At 59.0% G+C, this 15,543-nt stretch carries 7 protein-coding genes; 4 read left to right on the top strand and 3 right to left on the bottom strand.

Annotated elements, in window-relative coordinates; genetic code table 11:
- Positions 1-81 precede the first annotated feature (81 nt).
- The 3 genes from purH (at position 82) to VLA07_RS13805 (ending at position 6,008) form a co-directional block, all read left to right on the top strand.
- Positions 82-1,689, top strand: coding sequence for a bifunctional phosphoribosylaminoimidazolecarboxamide formyltransferase/IMP cyclohydrolase (gene purH, locus VLA07_RS13815; RefSeq protein ID WP_333989462.1), 1,608 nt, complete (start codon positions 82-84; stop codon positions 1,687-1,689).
- Positions 1,690-1,838: 149 nt separating this feature from the next.
- Positions 1,839-3,134 (top strand): phosphoribosylamine--glycine ligase, encoded by a 1,296-nt coding sequence (gene purD / locus VLA07_RS13810; protein ID WP_095138182.1) that lies wholly within the window; start codon positions 1,839-1,841, stop codon positions 3,132-3,134.
- A gap of 99 nt (positions 3,135-3,233) precedes the next feature.
- Positions 3,234-6,008, top strand: coding sequence for a hybrid sensor histidine kinase/response regulator (locus VLA07_RS13805; RefSeq protein WP_333989461.1), 2,775 nt, complete (start codon positions 3,234-3,236; stop codon positions 6,006-6,008).
- Positions 6,009-6,018: 10 nt separating this feature from the next.
- Here VLA07_RS13805 and VLA07_RS13800 read toward each other — a convergent pair whose 3' ends face one another.
- Positions 6,019-6,747, bottom strand: coding sequence for a hypothetical protein (locus VLA07_RS13800; RefSeq protein ID WP_333989460.1), 729 nt, complete (start codon positions 6,745-6,747; stop codon positions 6,019-6,021).
- 57 nt (positions 6,748-6,804) lie between these two features.
- A complete protein-coding gene (locus tag VLA07_RS13795) occupies positions 6,805-7,608 on the bottom strand; it encodes a hypothetical protein (RefSeq protein WP_247268726.1) in 804 nt (267 codons plus the stop codon).
- Positions 7,609-7,824: 216 nt separating this feature from the next.
- Between VLA07_RS13795 and VLA07_RS13790 the strand changes: the two genes are divergently transcribed.
- The gene (locus tag VLA07_RS13790) at positions 7,825-8,421 is read left to right on the top strand and encodes a MarC family protein (RefSeq protein ID WP_007961956.1); all 597 of its coding nucleotides are present in this window, start codon (positions 7,825-7,827) and stop codon (positions 8,419-8,421) included.
- A 61-nt stretch (positions 8,422-8,482) separates the two neighbouring features.
- On the opposite strand, the gene VLA07_RS13785 is transcribed toward VLA07_RS13790, so the two are convergent.
- A complete protein-coding gene (locus VLA07_RS13785; protein ID WP_333989459.1) occupies positions 8,483-15,460 on the bottom strand; it encodes a TcdA/TcdB pore-forming domain-containing protein in 6,978 nt (2,325 codons plus the stop codon).
- Between the last annotated feature and the right edge of the window lie 83 nt (positions 15,461-15,543).

Raw genomic sequence — 15,543 nt, 5'->3', positions numbered from 1 at the left:
CATTCAATCAAACCAGAAAGGCGCCCGCGTAAAACCGGTCGCCTTTTTTGCTGACTTCCTTTGCTTTTGATGGAAATTGAGATGACCGACCAGACTACCCGCCTGCCGATCCGCCGCGCCTTGATCAGCGTTTCCGACAAGACCGGGATCCTCGAATTCGCCAAGGAGCTTGAAGCCCTCGGCGTCGAGATCCTCTCCACCGGCGGGACGTTCAAGCTGCTGCGCGACAACGGTGTTGCCGCAGTGGAAGTCGCGGATTACACCGGTTTCGCGGAAATGATGGACGGTCGGGTGAAAACCCTGCACCCGAAAATCCACGGCGGGATCCTCGGTCGTCGCGGTATCGACGATGCAATCATGAACGAGCACGGCATCAAGCCGATCGACCTGGTTGCGGTCAACCTGTACCCGTTCGAAGCCACCATCAACAAGCCCGGCTGCGACCTGCCGACTGCGATCGAGAACATCGACATCGGTGGCCCGACCATGGTTCGTTCGGCAGCGAAAAACCATAAAGACGTGGCGATCGTGGTGAATGCCAGCGATTACGCCAACGTTCTGCAAAACCTCAAGGCCGGTGGCCTGACCTACGCTCAGCGTTTCGACCTGATGCTCAAGGCCTTCGAACACACCGCCGCCTACGACGGCATGATCGCCAACTACATGGGCACCGTGAATCAGGCTGCCGACGTGCGGAGCACCGAAGGCCGCAGCGAATTCCCGCGCACCTTCAACAGCCAGTTCATCAAGGCTCAGGAAATGCGCTACGGCGAGAACCCGCACCAGAGCGCGGCGTTCTACGTGGAAGCCAAGCCTGCCGAAGTCGGCATCGCCACCGCGACCCAACTGCAAGGCAAAGAGCTGTCGTACAACAACGTGGCCGACACCGACGCCGCGCTGGAATGCGTAAAAAGCTTCGTCAAGCCGGCCTGCGTGATCGTCAAGCACGCCAACCCGTGCGGCGTGGCCGTGAGCCCGGACGCCGAGGGCGGCATCCGCCAGGCCTACGAACTGGCCTACGCCACCGACACCGAGTCGGCCTTCGGCGGCATCATCGCCTTCAACCGTGAACTGGATGCCGAGACCGCCAAGGCGATCGTCGAGCGTCAGTTCGTGGAAGTGATCATCGCTCCAAGCGTCAGCGAAGAAGCTCGCGCCATCGTCGCCGCCAAAGCCAACGTGCGCCTGCTGGCCTGTGGCGAGTGGTCGGCGGACCGCGCTCCGGCCTGGGACTACAAGCGCGTCAACGGTGGCCTGCTGGTGCAGAGCCGCGACATCGGCATGATCGGCGCCGATGACCTGAAGGTGGTGACCCAGCGTGCACCGACCGAACAGGAAATCCACGACCTGATCTTCGCCTGGAAAGTCGCCAAGTACGTCAAGTCCAACGCCATTGTCTACGCCAAGAACCGTCAGACCATCGGCGTCGGCGCCGGCCAGATGAGCCGCGTAAACTCCGCGCGTATCGCCGCGATCAAGGCTGAGCACGCGGGTCTGCAAGTGGCGGGTTCGGTGATGGCCTCGGATGCGTTCTTCCCGTTCCGCGACGGCCTGGACAACGCGGCCAAGGTTGGTATCACGGCGGTGATCCAGCCGGGCGGCTCGATGCGTGATGCTGAAGTGATCGCTGCAGCCGACGAGGCTGGCATCGCCATGGTGTTCACCGGCATGCGCCACTTCCGTCACTGATACAACTCGATCCAAATGTGGGAGCGGGCTTGCTCGCGAATGCAATCTGTCAGCAACAGCCGTTTTGCCTGGCACACCGCTTTCGCGAGCAAGCCCGCTCCCACATAAAGCGCTCCAGCAGCGCCTGACAGTTTTTTGAGGTTTTTGAAATGAATGTTTTGATCATTGGCAGCGGTGGCCGTGAACACGCCCTGGCCTGGAAAGTGGCTCAGGATCCGCGCGTACAGAAGGTTTTCGTCGCACCGGGCAACGCCGGTACCGCGATTGAAGCCAAGTGCGAGAACGTCGCCATTGACGTGCTGGCCCTTGAGCAACTGGCCGACTTCGCCGAGAAAAACGTTTCCCTGACCATCGTCGGCCCGGAAGTGCCGCTGGTGGCAGGCGTGGTCGATCTGTTCCGCTCCCGTGGCCTGGACTGCTTCGGCCCGACCGCCGGCGCTGCACAGCTGGAAGGCTCGAAAGCCTTCACCAAGGATTTCCTCGCGCGCCACAAGATCCCGACCGCCGACTACCAGAACTTCACCGAGATCGAACCGGCCCTGGCTTACCTGCGTGAAAAAGGCGCACCGATCGTGATCAAGGCCGACGGCCTGGCCGCCGGTAAAGGCGTGATCGTTGCCATGACCCTGGCCGAAGCCGAAGACGCCGTGCGCGACATGCTCGCCGGCAACGCCTTCGGCGACGCCGGTTCGCGCGTGGTGATCGAAGAATTCCTCGACGGCGAAGAAGCCTCGTTCATCGTCATGGTCGACGGCAAGAACGTGCTGCCGATGGCCACCAGCCAGGACCACAAACGTGTTGGCGACGGCGACAGCGGCCCGAACACCGGCGGCATGGGTGCCTACTCCCCTGCCCCGGTGGTCACCGCCGACGTGCACCAGCGCGTGATGGATCAGGTGATCTGGCCGACCGTGCGCGGCATGGCCGAAGAAGGCAACGTCTACACCGGTTTCCTGTACGCCGGTCTGATGATCGACAAGGCCGGCAACCCGAAAGTCATCGAGTTCAACTGCCGCTTCGGTGACCCGGAAACCCAACCAGTGATGCTGCGTCTGCAGTCGAGCCTGGTGCTGCTGGTCGAAGCCGCTCTGGCGCAAGCGCTGGACAAGGTTGAAGCACAGTGGGATCCACGTCCGAGCGTCGGCATCGTGCTGGCCGCCGGCGGCTACCCGGGCGACTACGCCAAGGGGGCGGCAATCAACGGTCTGGACGCAGCCGCAGTCCTGGAAGGCAAAGTCTTCCACGCCGGTACGGCGCTGAAGGATGGCAACGTGGTGACGGCCGGTGGTCGCGTACTCTGCGCCACCGCCATGGGCGCCAGCGTCAGCGAAGCGCAGCAGCAAGCCTACAAGCTGGCCGCCGCCATCGACTGGGAAGGCTGCTTCTACCGCAAGGACATTGGCTACCGCGCCATTGCCCGTGAACGTGGCGAAACCCAGGAATAAGCTGTCCTTCACGTCCGGCGCGGGATGCAGTCCCTCGCCGGGCTGTTCCGCCGCCGCGCATCGTTATATTCTGGCATCAACCTACGAAGGGATTTCGCCGTGCGCTGGCTCAGGATTGCCATAAGTTTCACCGTCACGTTGCTGACCTTGCTCTGCATGCTCCCGGCCCAGGCCGCGCAAGGCAGTGGCTGGTCGGTATTGCTTGACGATCAGGGTAATCTGCAACTGAGCGACATCCGCTCGGCGCGCTACACCAATCAATTCAGCCCTATCGAACTTGATCGCCTTACGGCGGCCGAGCCCGATGGCGCACTCTGGCTGCGTTTCAAACTGGCACCGGGCAAGCACGAGCAGGTGCTGCGGATCTTCGCTCCCGACCTGTCCAACCTCAGTCTCTACGTGCTGGACGGCGACAAGCTGATCGAGCAACGCACTTCCGGCACCCAGCAGCCACAGGTCGAGCGGCCACTGCCGAGCAGCGACTTCCTGTTGCCGCTGCCGCAAAGCGACAAGTCCCTCGACGTTTATCTGCGGATGGTTTCCGACCATCAACTGCGCCCGCACATCACCCTGCAATCGGCGGTGATGAGTGCCGCCAACCAGAACCAGACGCTGATCTTCGGTCTGCTGTTCGGCTGTCTCGGCATGTTGCTGCTGCACAACATCGTGCGCTACGCCTACTCCCGCTCGCGCAGCAGCCTGTGGCTGGCGGTCTGCGAAGGCCTGCTGGGCCTGAGCCTGTTGCTGTTGCTCAACCTCGCCGGCCCGTGGTTGCCGAACTGGCACGCGATCCAGACCCCGGGCGCCTATCTGGCGTTGCTCCTGACCGCCCCAGCCGGGCTGATGTTCGCCCTGCGCTTCTTCGCCCCACTCGGCCCGCACCCGCTGAACAAACTATTGCTGGGCGACATTCTGTTCATCGTGATCTGCAGCCTGCTGCTGTTATTCGTCAACACCCTGCCGCTGAACATCATCACCTACGCGCTGGTGGCGCTGGCCGGTCTGAGCATGTTGCTGGTCGGCTTCTATCACTGGCAGAAGGGCTACCGTCCGGCGCGGCTGTTCGTTGCCGGGATGGTAGTGTTCAACATCGGCACGCTGATTATTTTGCCGGCCCTGCTGGGGCTGACCCTGGTGGCGCCGCAAGGCCTGATCATGACCCTGATGGGTTTCATCTGCATCAGTGGCTTGCTGATGAGCATCGCCTTGGGTGAACGCCAGCGCAGCATCACCGAAAGCCGGTTCAGCATCAGCCGCGACCTTGCCGCGAGCAATGCCGAGATCAACGCCAAGGCCGAGTTCCTGGCCAAGATCAGCCACGAGATCCGCACCCCGATGAACGGTGTGCTGGGCATGACCGAACTGCTGCTGGGTACGCCACTGTCGGTCAAGCAACGCGATTACGTGCAAACCATCCACAGCGCCGGCAACGAACTGCTGACGTTGATCAACGAGATTCTCGACATCTCCAAGCTCGAATCCGGACAGATCGAACTGGACGATGTGCAGTTCGACCTCAACGCGCTGATCGACGACTGCCTGAGCATCTACCGGGCCAAGGCCGAACAGCAGAACGTCGAGCTGATCAGCTTCATCCAGCCGCAAGTGCCACGCGTGATCAGCGGCGACCCGACCCGCTTGCGCCAGACCCTGCTGAGCCTGCTGGAAAACGCCCTGAAGAAAACCGACGAAGGCGAAGTGCTGATCGTCGTCGCCCTCGACGAACGCAGCGTCAAACCGCGCCTGCGCATCGCCGTGCAGGACAGCGGCCAGCCAATGGAAGCGGAAGAGCGCGATGCGTTGCTGCACGCCGAACTGCACAGCAAACACTTCCTCTCGGCCAACCGTCTGGGTGGCAACCTCGGACTGGTGATTGCGCGGCAACTGATCCGCCTGATGCACGGCGAGTTCGGGATCAAGAGCGGCGCCAATCAGGGCAGCACCTTGTGGCTGACCTTGCCGCTGGACCCGGATCGCCTCGAACACCCGACCTCCGACCTCGACGGCCCGTTGCAAGGCGCGCGCGTGCTGGTGGTGGACGACAACGACACCTGCCGCAAGGTGCTGGTGCAGCAATGCAGCGCCTGGGGCCTGAACGTCAGCGCCGTGCCATCGGGCAAGGAAGCGCTGGCGCTGCTGCGCACCAAGGCGCACCTGCGCGACTATTTCGATGTGGTGCTGCTGGACCAGAACATGCCCGGCATGACCGGCATGCAACTGGCGGCCAAGATCAAGGAAGACCCGAGCCTCAATCATGACATCCTGTTGATCATGCTCACCGGCATCAGCAACGCGCCGAGCAAGATCATCGCGCGCAACTCCGGGATCAAACGCATCCTCGCCAAACCGGTGGCCGGCTATACGCTCAAGACCACGCTGGCCGACGAGTTGAACCAGCGCAATAAAGGTCAGGTGGTGTTCCAGCCGCAAGTGGTCACTCCCGCGACGGCGGCCAAGGTGCCGAGCGATTTCCGCATTCTGGTCGCCGAAGACAACACGATTTCGACCAAAGTGATTCGCGGCATGCTCGGTAAACTCAATCTGCAACCGGACACCGCCAGCAACGGCGAAGAAGCCCTGCAGGCGATGAAGGCTCAGCGTTACGACCTGGTGCTGATGGACTGCGAAATGCCGATCCTCGATGGCTTCTCGGCGACCCAGCAGCTACGGGCGTGGGAGGTCAGCAATCAGCGTATACGCACGCCGATTGTCGCGCTGACCGCGCACATCCTCGCCGAACACAAGGAACGCGCGCGTCAGGCCGGGATGGATGGCCACATGGCCAAACCGGTGGAGCTGTCGCAACTGCGCGAGCTGATCGAACACTGGGTAGCCCAGCGCGATCAGCACAACCGTACGGCTTCGACGTTCTGAAAGCAATCCGCTACGAACGTGCCTCGACTGATGGCGTGTTCATGCAGGTTTCACCGCGCAGGGTCAACGTTGCGACATTACCCTGAATCCTGTCTTTGAGCTTCAGAGCCATTTGATGCCTTATAGGCGCATACAACGTTTCCGACAGACTTGCCTGGACGTAACGGCTGCTGATCGGGCCTTGCACCTCTTCAGCCCGATAACAGTAAGGCAACGGGTTGGAGCTCAGTCGTCGATCAGTTTTGAACTCTATACATACACAGCTGAACGAAGTGGGTGTTGGTGCGACGATTACGAGCAAACGAACATTCATCACAGGCGGCGTCGTGTGGGTTGGCTGATCTTCGGGCACTTGTTGCATATACTTGCGCAATAAACTGATCGCCGGGTTGAGCTGCGTTTCGTTGACCATTTGCGATAACACTTCGGCGGTCACTCTCTCTTTATCGACTTCCAGCCGAGACATCGCCGAAACAGCCCACTGAACTGTCGATTCGGCGCTATCTGAAGATATATCAAATTCGTCGCGCGCTTTGGCAGACCACATCCAGACACCACCCAAAACTTCAATATAGGTGTCATACCAACTAGTACCCGGAGTTGATTTCACTCTTTTACTTGCGGCCAGCTGCGCATACAACAACGCATTCACTACATCATCATAAGCAATGACTTCTATCGCCGAAGGCACTATCAAGACTGCGCCCCCTACAATCAACACCGAATGATCACAGTTCATTTCAACACCTCGATAGAGAAAGGACAGCCAACAAATGACCGCCCTTCCCTGCATTCATCAGATATCGTAATCAAGCGTCTCAGTAGCGTAAGCCACAATTTTGGATGCAATGAGCTGCCGAGTAGCTTCAGCCAGGGTTTCGTTCTTTTCGAACGCCGTCTCACCACGATACAGACCGACGTTACGAACATCCGTATCGACGAACAATACTTTGGTCGACGAATTTCCACGTGTAAATCGTACGGTGCCAATGGCAAAGATGTTCGTGCCGTTCACATCAATACACGAGCCTACGGTCACGCCACCGACACCTTGATTCAGAATGTTGCGCTCATAAAGCGTCAACGCGGTATCGCGTTTTTGCAGAGCGGCAATTGCATCACCTGCGGTTTTCAGCATTAATGCAGTGGACGGCCCCGGTACCGTGAGACCTGTGACTATCGAGGCGAGGATCTCCAACACCAACTTGTCCATGCGCACGCTGGTTCCCGAGACATTCAGATTGTTGTAGTACATGCTGAGGCTCATCCAACCCGCTTGCCCCATAACCTTACAGAACTGCGCATACCATTCTTTGCCTTGGTGCTCTAGTGGAAACATTTTGGTTGCAACAAGCGATGCATAGTGATAAGCATTCTGCGCATCTTTCCTGTTTTGGTCAGTAAGATTACCACTAAAGGTAATCAGCCCGTCCCTCACGACCGAAGCCGTGGCAGGAACTTCGACTTCATCTGCCGCAGAAAAAAAACCACGCGCCCTGGAAACAACTGGCACGCCCAGATCGTAACAGTCCAGCGCCTCTACACAGGCATCAATATAGGCTTCACTAAATACATTACTCACAAGAAATTCCTTATACATTAAAACAAGCTCCTCATGAACTTGCCGAGACCAAACAATAATCAACTATCACCCCACCGACAAACTTAAACATGTAACTTCATTTACAGAGAACAAATAAGCAAAAACCATAATCCCTCACACAAAACAAACAACACGCACCTTTAAAACCTGTCCCACAACCAACAGATCGACTGATAAACTCCGGCTCACCCCCTCGGAATGCGAGCGCAAACCATGCTCCACGTGTTATTCAGCGTTTACCTGAAGATGCTGGTGCTCTACAGCCCGTTCTTCGTGTTGTCCTGCTTCATCAGCCTGACCCGTGGCTACTCGCGCAAGGAACAGCGGCGCCTGGCCTGGAAAGTGGCGATTGCCACCCTGGTGTCCAGCGTCCTTTTGTATCTGTTCGGAAGGGTGATTTTCGATGTATTCGGGATCACTGCGGACGCATTCCGCATCGGTGCCGGCAGCGTGCTGTTCATTTCGGCGTTGGGCATGGCCCAAGGCAAGCCTGTGGTGCAGAGTGACAACGTGCAACAGGACGTGACGATCGTCCCGCTGACCATCCCGCTGACCGTCGGCCCGGGCACCATCGGCGCCCTGCTGGTGATGGGCGTCAGCCAACCACACTGGGACGACAAACTGACCGCGATCATGAGCATCACTCTGGCCAGTTTCACCGTAGGGGTGGTGCTGTATCTGTCCAATCACATTGAACGGGTTCTCGGTGATCAGGGCCTGCAGATCGTCAGCCGGCTGATGGGCCTTTTCGTTTGCGCACTGGCGGCGCAAATCATCTTTACCGGGATCAAGGGCTACCTGGTGTCCTGAACGAAAAAGGGCTGCGGAGGAAAACCTCCGCAGCCGGTCTGATCTGCCAACTCGCAATGGCTTACTGGTCGCTGGACAGCCCGATCAACGCACCGAGTTCCAGCAAGGACTCGGTAGCTATTGCACTCATCAGCTCCTCCAGGCTAACGGTCACCGAAATCTCGTCAGGTAACGCAATACCGAGTGTCACCTGCTGTTGCCGTGCCGCCTCCACGCTCGCGGCATTACGCAAGATGATGCTGCTTCCCGAGTCGGGATCCGTCAGCAGCAGGTGACCGCCGGACATCGAGACCAGCCACCGCTGCATCGGCTCCAGCGTCAGCGCCAGATAGATTTTTGCCGCCTCGGGAAAATCGAGGTCGACAATCAGGCAGTCAAGGCTGTCCCAGCTCTGGCGGTCGAGCGAAAGGTAGGAGGCGGATTGCGCAAAACGCAGGACCAACGTATCGACGCCAGCCGGAATCGGCGCAACCTTGCCGGTTGACTTGATGCCATCGATAACCAGCGTATCTGCAACCCGGCTGACCCCTTCCACAGTCATCCATGCATCAATGCGCGTAACGTCTTCACTGGCGTTGCTGAACAATTGGCCCGTTACAGGATCATGCAGCACCAGGGTCTGACCATTCGCCACGCCCAGATAGTGCGGCCAGTCACGGCCTGACACCGTGGCGCTGAGCAGACGACCGGCAGCGACGTCATACCAGCGGCAAAGACCATCACTCCGGCCCGCTGTCAAGTACGGAGCGCTGTGCTGACCTGCAAGCAATCGCGCCAGCTTTTGCTCCCGTGCCTGAAGGGAATCCACATCGTTGAAAAACTCGACTTCAACGCCGACGATACGCGGCGATTCACCTTCGAACAGGTCGAACAGCACATGGTCATGCCGACGGGCGCGCAGACCTGATGCATGGGGCACGGCCCAGGCAAAAGTGTGTCGTGGCATGACTCGCTGCATCGGGGCAAGCAAATGTGCCTGCAGCAAACGTGTTCCCGAACCGAATGCCGTCGCCAGGCTTTCAGGTGTCATGAAGGGTTGACGATAGATTCGACCGGTTGCCCAGTCCATCAACCACGCCGCTTTTTTGTCAGGCGTCAGTCTCAACACGCGCATGGCTTTGCCCGCCGTGTCGGCAATCAGAAATTGCTGATCCAGATAGATGACATACAGGGATGTCTTGCCCGTTGCATCGCTGATACCTCCGACTTCCACGCCATCGGCGGACTCGTTCTGAATGTTGGTCCCGACCGTTTCCCACCACTTGAACCCTTGCCCAGTGCGCTGCTGGCGGGCCGACAGCCATGCGTGATTGAGTCCCACCAGCCGCGTCTGGCCGTCGTCATTCATCTGGAACAGCATGCCTTCGTCAGTGAGGATGACGTATTGTCCGCCCTGGCGGTGAATATGCTGCACCTCAAGCGGCAAGACACTTTGCGCAAAGGTCTCGGGTATCTGATCCGCTGCGGCAATGTGCTGTCGATAAACAAGACGATGGCCCAGATGGTGAAACAACACTTTATCGCCGGTCGATTGAAGCGGATCAAGCAGCACGCAATCGAGGAAGTCAGGTGTACCTTCCGTATCGCGCAGCACTGGTCGAATGAACCGCCCATCGTCGCTGCGTACCCACACTCGGGTGAGAGTACGCAAATTCTCATCGAAGGCATCGAGCGCAATGAACGCGCCCAATGTGAACTCCACCCTCTGTTCATCAAACGGCTCATGGTGCCGATTCATGTGCTGTTCGAGGAACTCCCGGACATTGTCGCGCCCTTCGCGTACGGGGCTTGGCTGATCAGTATTCGTATCGGAAATCGCGGTTATGACAAGAGAGTCTTCCCCGAGCAGGTAAGTGATCTTGTAGAAGCTTTTCCACTGATCTTCAAAGCGCTGAACCACCTGCAGCAAACCCTCTGGCGTCTCCTGAATCGCAACAATGCAGGCGTTGCCCCACGAATGTATTCTCATCACCCGATAAGCGCGCTTGATCTGTCCGGTGACCAGATCCGTACGCCAGATGATTCCCTGCACCGGGCAGTAGTAAAACATCTCCTCGCCGATCGTCGGTCCCATGCAGATCTGCGCCGCATACTGTGGGTCCAGTCCGCGCACCAGGTGCAGGGCATCTTCGGTGTGGTCGTACCAGGCCGTGGTACGAACGCCCGTCAGGGCATCGTGATAGTTGCGGATGACCGTCGGGCCATCGGCCAGACGATGAGCGCGGGCGAGTTCGCGCAAATGCTTGCGTGTGGCCGGGCCGTCGGCATCGTTGAGCGCGTCGAGTTCAGCAAAGAGCAGCGCTCCCGTTGCCCAGCCAACCTGATAGAACCCCTCCGCAAGTTGCAGGTACACGACACTCCTGGCGGGCACCTGCACCCGCATCGAGCCCAACTGAAAAGTATCCAGTTCCAGCTTCACCGCCGCTGCACTCACCCATGGGGCACGCAATGACCAGGTCATTGGATCATCGGAGGAAACCTGCAGCCGCAACGACTTGACGCCCTCGGCCAGGGTGATCGAACAGTGCCCGCCAACGGCATCGATGTCATAGCATAGGTAACCGTGCACCTCTTGCGGCAACGGGGGGACATGCAGAAAACGCTGGTCAGGGCCAATCACCACACTGACGCGGGTTTCCACGTAGTTGGGCACCATTTTTTCCATGATGTATTCGGTCGGTGCCTGGTAAAAGCTGAACCAGAATTGCTGCTCGCCTCCCCGCTTGTATTTTTCCAGTGCCAAAGCCGTTTCCATGTCTTCTCTGAGCGTTGTCGCAAAAGGCAGACCTTCATGGACGAAGCCCAGGAAGCACTCCGGCACACTCGGCAGCACGACGCTTTCAATACCCGGCGCTGTATCGAAGGAAATCGAGTCGCGAAGGTCGAGGGCCTCTCGAATGCTGAATGCCATGCTGCGATCCCCGACGATCCTCGGCTTATGCAGAAAGGAGTAATCTTCCGCGGCGAAAATTTTGTGGCCACCGAAGGTAATGAGCCCTTTGCGCAAATCAAGCCCGGTATAGACCGCACAAGGATTGGCGATATAGGTATCGCCTTGTACCGAGTGATTTTCAGGTCGATAGGCCGCATGCACGTCATTCAGATACCGGCCGATCCGTCTTCCACGATCAGCCCTGGCGCTGAAGCCCTCGACCAAAGCGCCGATGCCCACCGCCAGCCCGCCCAGAATCACCCCCGCGCCGCCGAGAAAGGCCGCCGCCGTGCCCGCACCGGCAACACCGGCGCCCAAAGCGCCAACACCCAGCGCCAGCCCAGCTGAATCGAAGGCCAGCTGCGTGGCATAGACCGCTCGCTGGATATCGTTTTGGGCATTGACCAACAGATAAATGTCGAAGCCGATGCTGGCCAGTTGCAGAACGGTTCCGACACCTTCGTTCAAGACGCTGCCCAATGCATTGCTGACGATCGATGAGGTGGTTTTGGCCACCCGCAGACCATCGGTAAAGGCATGACGCACCAGATTCAGCAGTTGTACTGCGTCGACCACCAGCCCGTGAGCCATCTGCGCGTAGGCCAGGTAACCGTGGATGCGCACTGCCGACGTCAACGCGGTCGCCCCCATCCCGGACTCCGCGTTCTGCAACCCGAGCAGCAGGGCTTGAATGGCAAATCCGGCATTGAGCGTGTGCACCGCACCGACATCCGTCGGATCGATCACTGGCGCCCCCGCGCGTCTGCCGGACAACGCTTCAAACGTATCGCTCAGGTAAGACTTGATCCCTTGCAGGCGCGTGTCATCGGTCTGCACTGTGCGTGTGCGCTGCGGATCACTGGCACTGACCAGGGTGATTTCGCTGCGCCCTTGCGCAGTGCTCTTCAGGGAGTCGAACACCGGAACGAAGTCACGAGACAGTTGATGCTGGTCCTGTAACCGCAGGGTCGCGCTTTCGATCGTCCGCGCCCACTTGTGGCTGTCCACACTGCTCAGCGCCTGTCCCAGACGCGCGTTCTCTGACAAGGAACGCGCGCGCAAGGCGGCATGCTGACTCCAGGGTTCGACGGCACGCCCGCCACCCAGCGGATCACTGCTGAGCAAATGCTCAACGCTAATTTCCGAAGGCAACGATTTACCGGCAATGCTTGCGCCGTCGAGTTCGATGACTTCGAAAACGCTGGCAGCCCCCTGTTCCAGACCATATAGCCTGGCAATCACTTGCTCCTGCATGAAGCGCTGGACGCCTTGTTGCAGATCCTCGATCCGGGCGAACGCATACAGCCCGAAATTGGGATCGTAGAAGCGATAGGATGTCTCGCCTTGCGCTACAACCTTGCTCACCAGCATCGAATGATTGTCTGTGTTGAGCAACAGGCTGCCGGCAGCGGTTTTCGCTTCCAGCGTCTGCATCACAGTGGCCAGGTTCGCCGCCGGTCTCTTCTCGCCCAATCGCGCCATGGGAACGCCACGCAACTCGTCCAGCACCTTGAGCAGGGCATGGGCTTGCGGTGCGTCGGGAGTGAGGTTGGCAATCGCCAGTTTGCCGATCAGCGCGCGCTCGGCCGAAGCGCCTTTTTCCAGCGCGGCGGCCATCACCAGCGCCAGTGGATAGCAGCGTCGGCCCGGATCCCCTGCACCGCGCAGCAGCAAATCCTGCGGCAATTGTCTGGCCGTATGTGCGCCCGCCGCGAAGAACGCCTCGCGCACTGCCGCACCCCGCGCAAGGATCGACGCCCGGCGCTCATTCACGGCGGCGACCTCGACCCGACTCACGTACTCGCGCCATTGCCGCACGCTGATCGGTTCGGCAAATGCCTGCGCCTTCAGCACCCTGGAGTTCTGCCCGAGCGATTCGCGCTCCGATGCATTGACTCGTGCCTCCACCGGCGCAGGATCGCGATTGAGCAGTGTCTGTTCGATCACCTCGTAGCGCGCGACCAGGCCACGGTCGCGCGTATCTTCGGCAAAGGCGACGGTGGTTGCCCAGGCGTCTGCGAACCCGACCTGATCCAGTGTTGCGGCACCGAACAGGCCGCCGAACATCACCCGATGCAACGGGCTCAACTGATCCAGCGGCAACTTGCCTGCCGCGATGCGCGCCAAGGCCTCGTTGAGGTTACCCAGTGACTCGGCACCCGTGGACGTTGGAATTTTGTCGACTGTCTGGTTCAGCACCTGCTGTCGAGCATCAAAGTCGAGGTGGATGGGAACGTTGAACGTCACATCACCGGTCAAGCGGTCATTCATGGCCCGCACAAACGGCTCACCCAGATCATCCAGCAGTTGCTGCAGAACCGAGGTCAGCAACACGGATTTTCCTTCTATGACCGGCCAGCCAAGTTTGAACGTAAGAGTCCGCTCTTTCAGCAAATCGGACAGATTGCCGGTGTAGCGCGACTTGAGCTTGCCCGAGTTCCACTTCTCATGTTCTTTCGCCAGCCAGTCTTCGGGGGTATCCTTGACTGCCCAGCCGGAGACCATTTCCTCTTCGGTAAAGACGTTGAAGCCCTCGACCTGCTTCATATGTTCGCGAATGGTCGTCAGCTGTTCACGCTGCAGTTCTCTTTCGACATAGCCGACTACACCGCCTTCAAGTGCGCCCGGACCGGTCATGTAGATGGTGCCCAAGGCGTCGAAACGAATCCCGTCCTGATAATACTCAGCTATGGCGCGTATGAGCCTTTCTGATGAATATTCACGCGATGTACTGGGCAAGCGCCCATCAGCCTGTGCTTCAGAGACGACCTTGATTGCAATATCATCGACTGACGACACATCTGCTGGCGTCACGCCTGCGAGTATCATGCGGCGCTCAACCTCATACAGGCAGTCATAAGCCACCCGGATGAAGTGCATGCTCGCATTGACCATGTTGCTGCCAGGGTGAGCCAGAACATAGGCATTCATTTCCTTCGACGACGGATTGCCCCAGGCCGCGCCGCGCCCGATGGCATCCTGGGGTAAAGACGTCGGCTGCGGCGAAGCGAAAATCTGCTCCACACCCGGCCTGCTCCGGGCAAATGCGCTCAGTGCCTCGAGATGTTCGGCGGGAATATGCCCGGTTCTGTCGACATAACGTTGCCGATCCCGCCCCGGCATCAAGGCATCGTCATGGTTGAGCAATAACTGCAGGACACCGATCTTCGCGTCTGTGCTGAAACCACTGATGTCCACGCCGCCCGGTCTCTCGATCAGCGGCGGCAAATAATCCATGTCGCTGTAACGCCCGCCCTCGAGAAACTCGGCCTGCAGTCGCACCACATCACTGGCAGCAGCAAAGTTGCCGCGCATGGCGACTTCGCGCTGGTAGACGTCAGCCAGAAAATGACTGGCAAACTCCTGGCGAACATCGCGCAGGCGCAAGTCCTCACCCACCATGGCCTGATGCGAATCCAGACATTTCTGGCGGAAGGCTTCGAGCGTCGCACGGTCCTTGCCATAACCTCGCACCATCAGGTCGATCCGCGCCTCGTCTGCGCGTCCGGCCCAGCGTGGCTGATTCAGGTAGTCGAACATCTGCTGTTTGAGTACCCGGGCGCGGTCCTCAATCATGCTCGACAGCACCGTTGGTTTTACCTCTTTGCTCTTTAATGCCTCCATCGTGTGCGCACGGGCGCTGTCGAGAATCACCCGATTCATTTCAAAGGCCAGCAGCGCGTCACTGTCATACCAGAGATTGAATGCATATCCCTGCGACGCCAGTACCTTGCGCCAGATGTTCATGTAATCGCGCTGATTCGGCCCGACCTCACTGCCACCGACCCAGACAAAATGCATGATGCGCGGTATTGGTTTGCCTGCCGATAGCATCTTCACAGTCGCACTCAGACGGCGGTCGTAGTCACCCAGTTTCAGGCGCAGCGCCTTGACCTGAGCATCCGCGGCGTCCAGCTGTGTTGATTCAATCGCGTCCTTGAGCAATCTGATTGCTATTAATTGTTCTGCAAGACTGGTAGCCGCCGTAGCTCCGTCGTAGTAGCGCAAAGGAGCCTCCCCCAGGCTACCGCTGACGGACTCAAGCTCTGTGCGCGCAATAAGATCGGCGAACACACTGCCCATCGTGACTTCATCCTTAATGCTCAATTCAATTTCCTTTTTTTTGGCCAAACGAACCCATCGCGACGACATGAACCGTCGCGACACAGAGAAAAAACAAACTTCAAAAA

Origin of the sequence: Pseudomonas sp. S3(2024), assembly GCF_036861315.1 — a bacterium.
GTDB classification, from domain to species: Bacteria; Pseudomonadota; Gammaproteobacteria; order Pseudomonadales; family Pseudomonadaceae; genus Aquipseudomonas; species Aquipseudomonas putida_A.
Note: the sequence above shows the minus strand (reverse complement) of the source record. Positions and strands in the feature narration are given on the sequence as shown.

Bases quoted from the DNA above. Each gene is read 5' to 3' on its own strand.
- purD (WP_095138182.1), top strand. From the start codon at position 1,839: ATGAATGTTTTGATCATTGGCAGCGGTGGCCGTGAACACGCCCTGGCC.
- purH (WP_333989462.1), top strand. From the start codon at position 82: ATGACCGACCAGACTACCCGCCTGCCGATCCGCCGCGCCTTGATCAGC.
- VLA07_RS13800 (WP_333989460.1), bottom strand. From the start codon at position 6,747: ATGAACTGTGATCATTCGGTGTTGATTGTAGGGGGCGCAGTCTTGATA.
- VLA07_RS13790 (WP_007961956.1), top strand. From the start codon at position 7,825: ATGCTCCACGTGTTATTCAGCGTTTACCTGAAGATGCTGGTGCTCTAC.
- VLA07_RS13795 (WP_247268726.1), bottom strand. From the start codon at position 7,608: ATGTATAAGGAATTTCTTGTGAGTAATGTATTTAGTGAAGCCTATATT.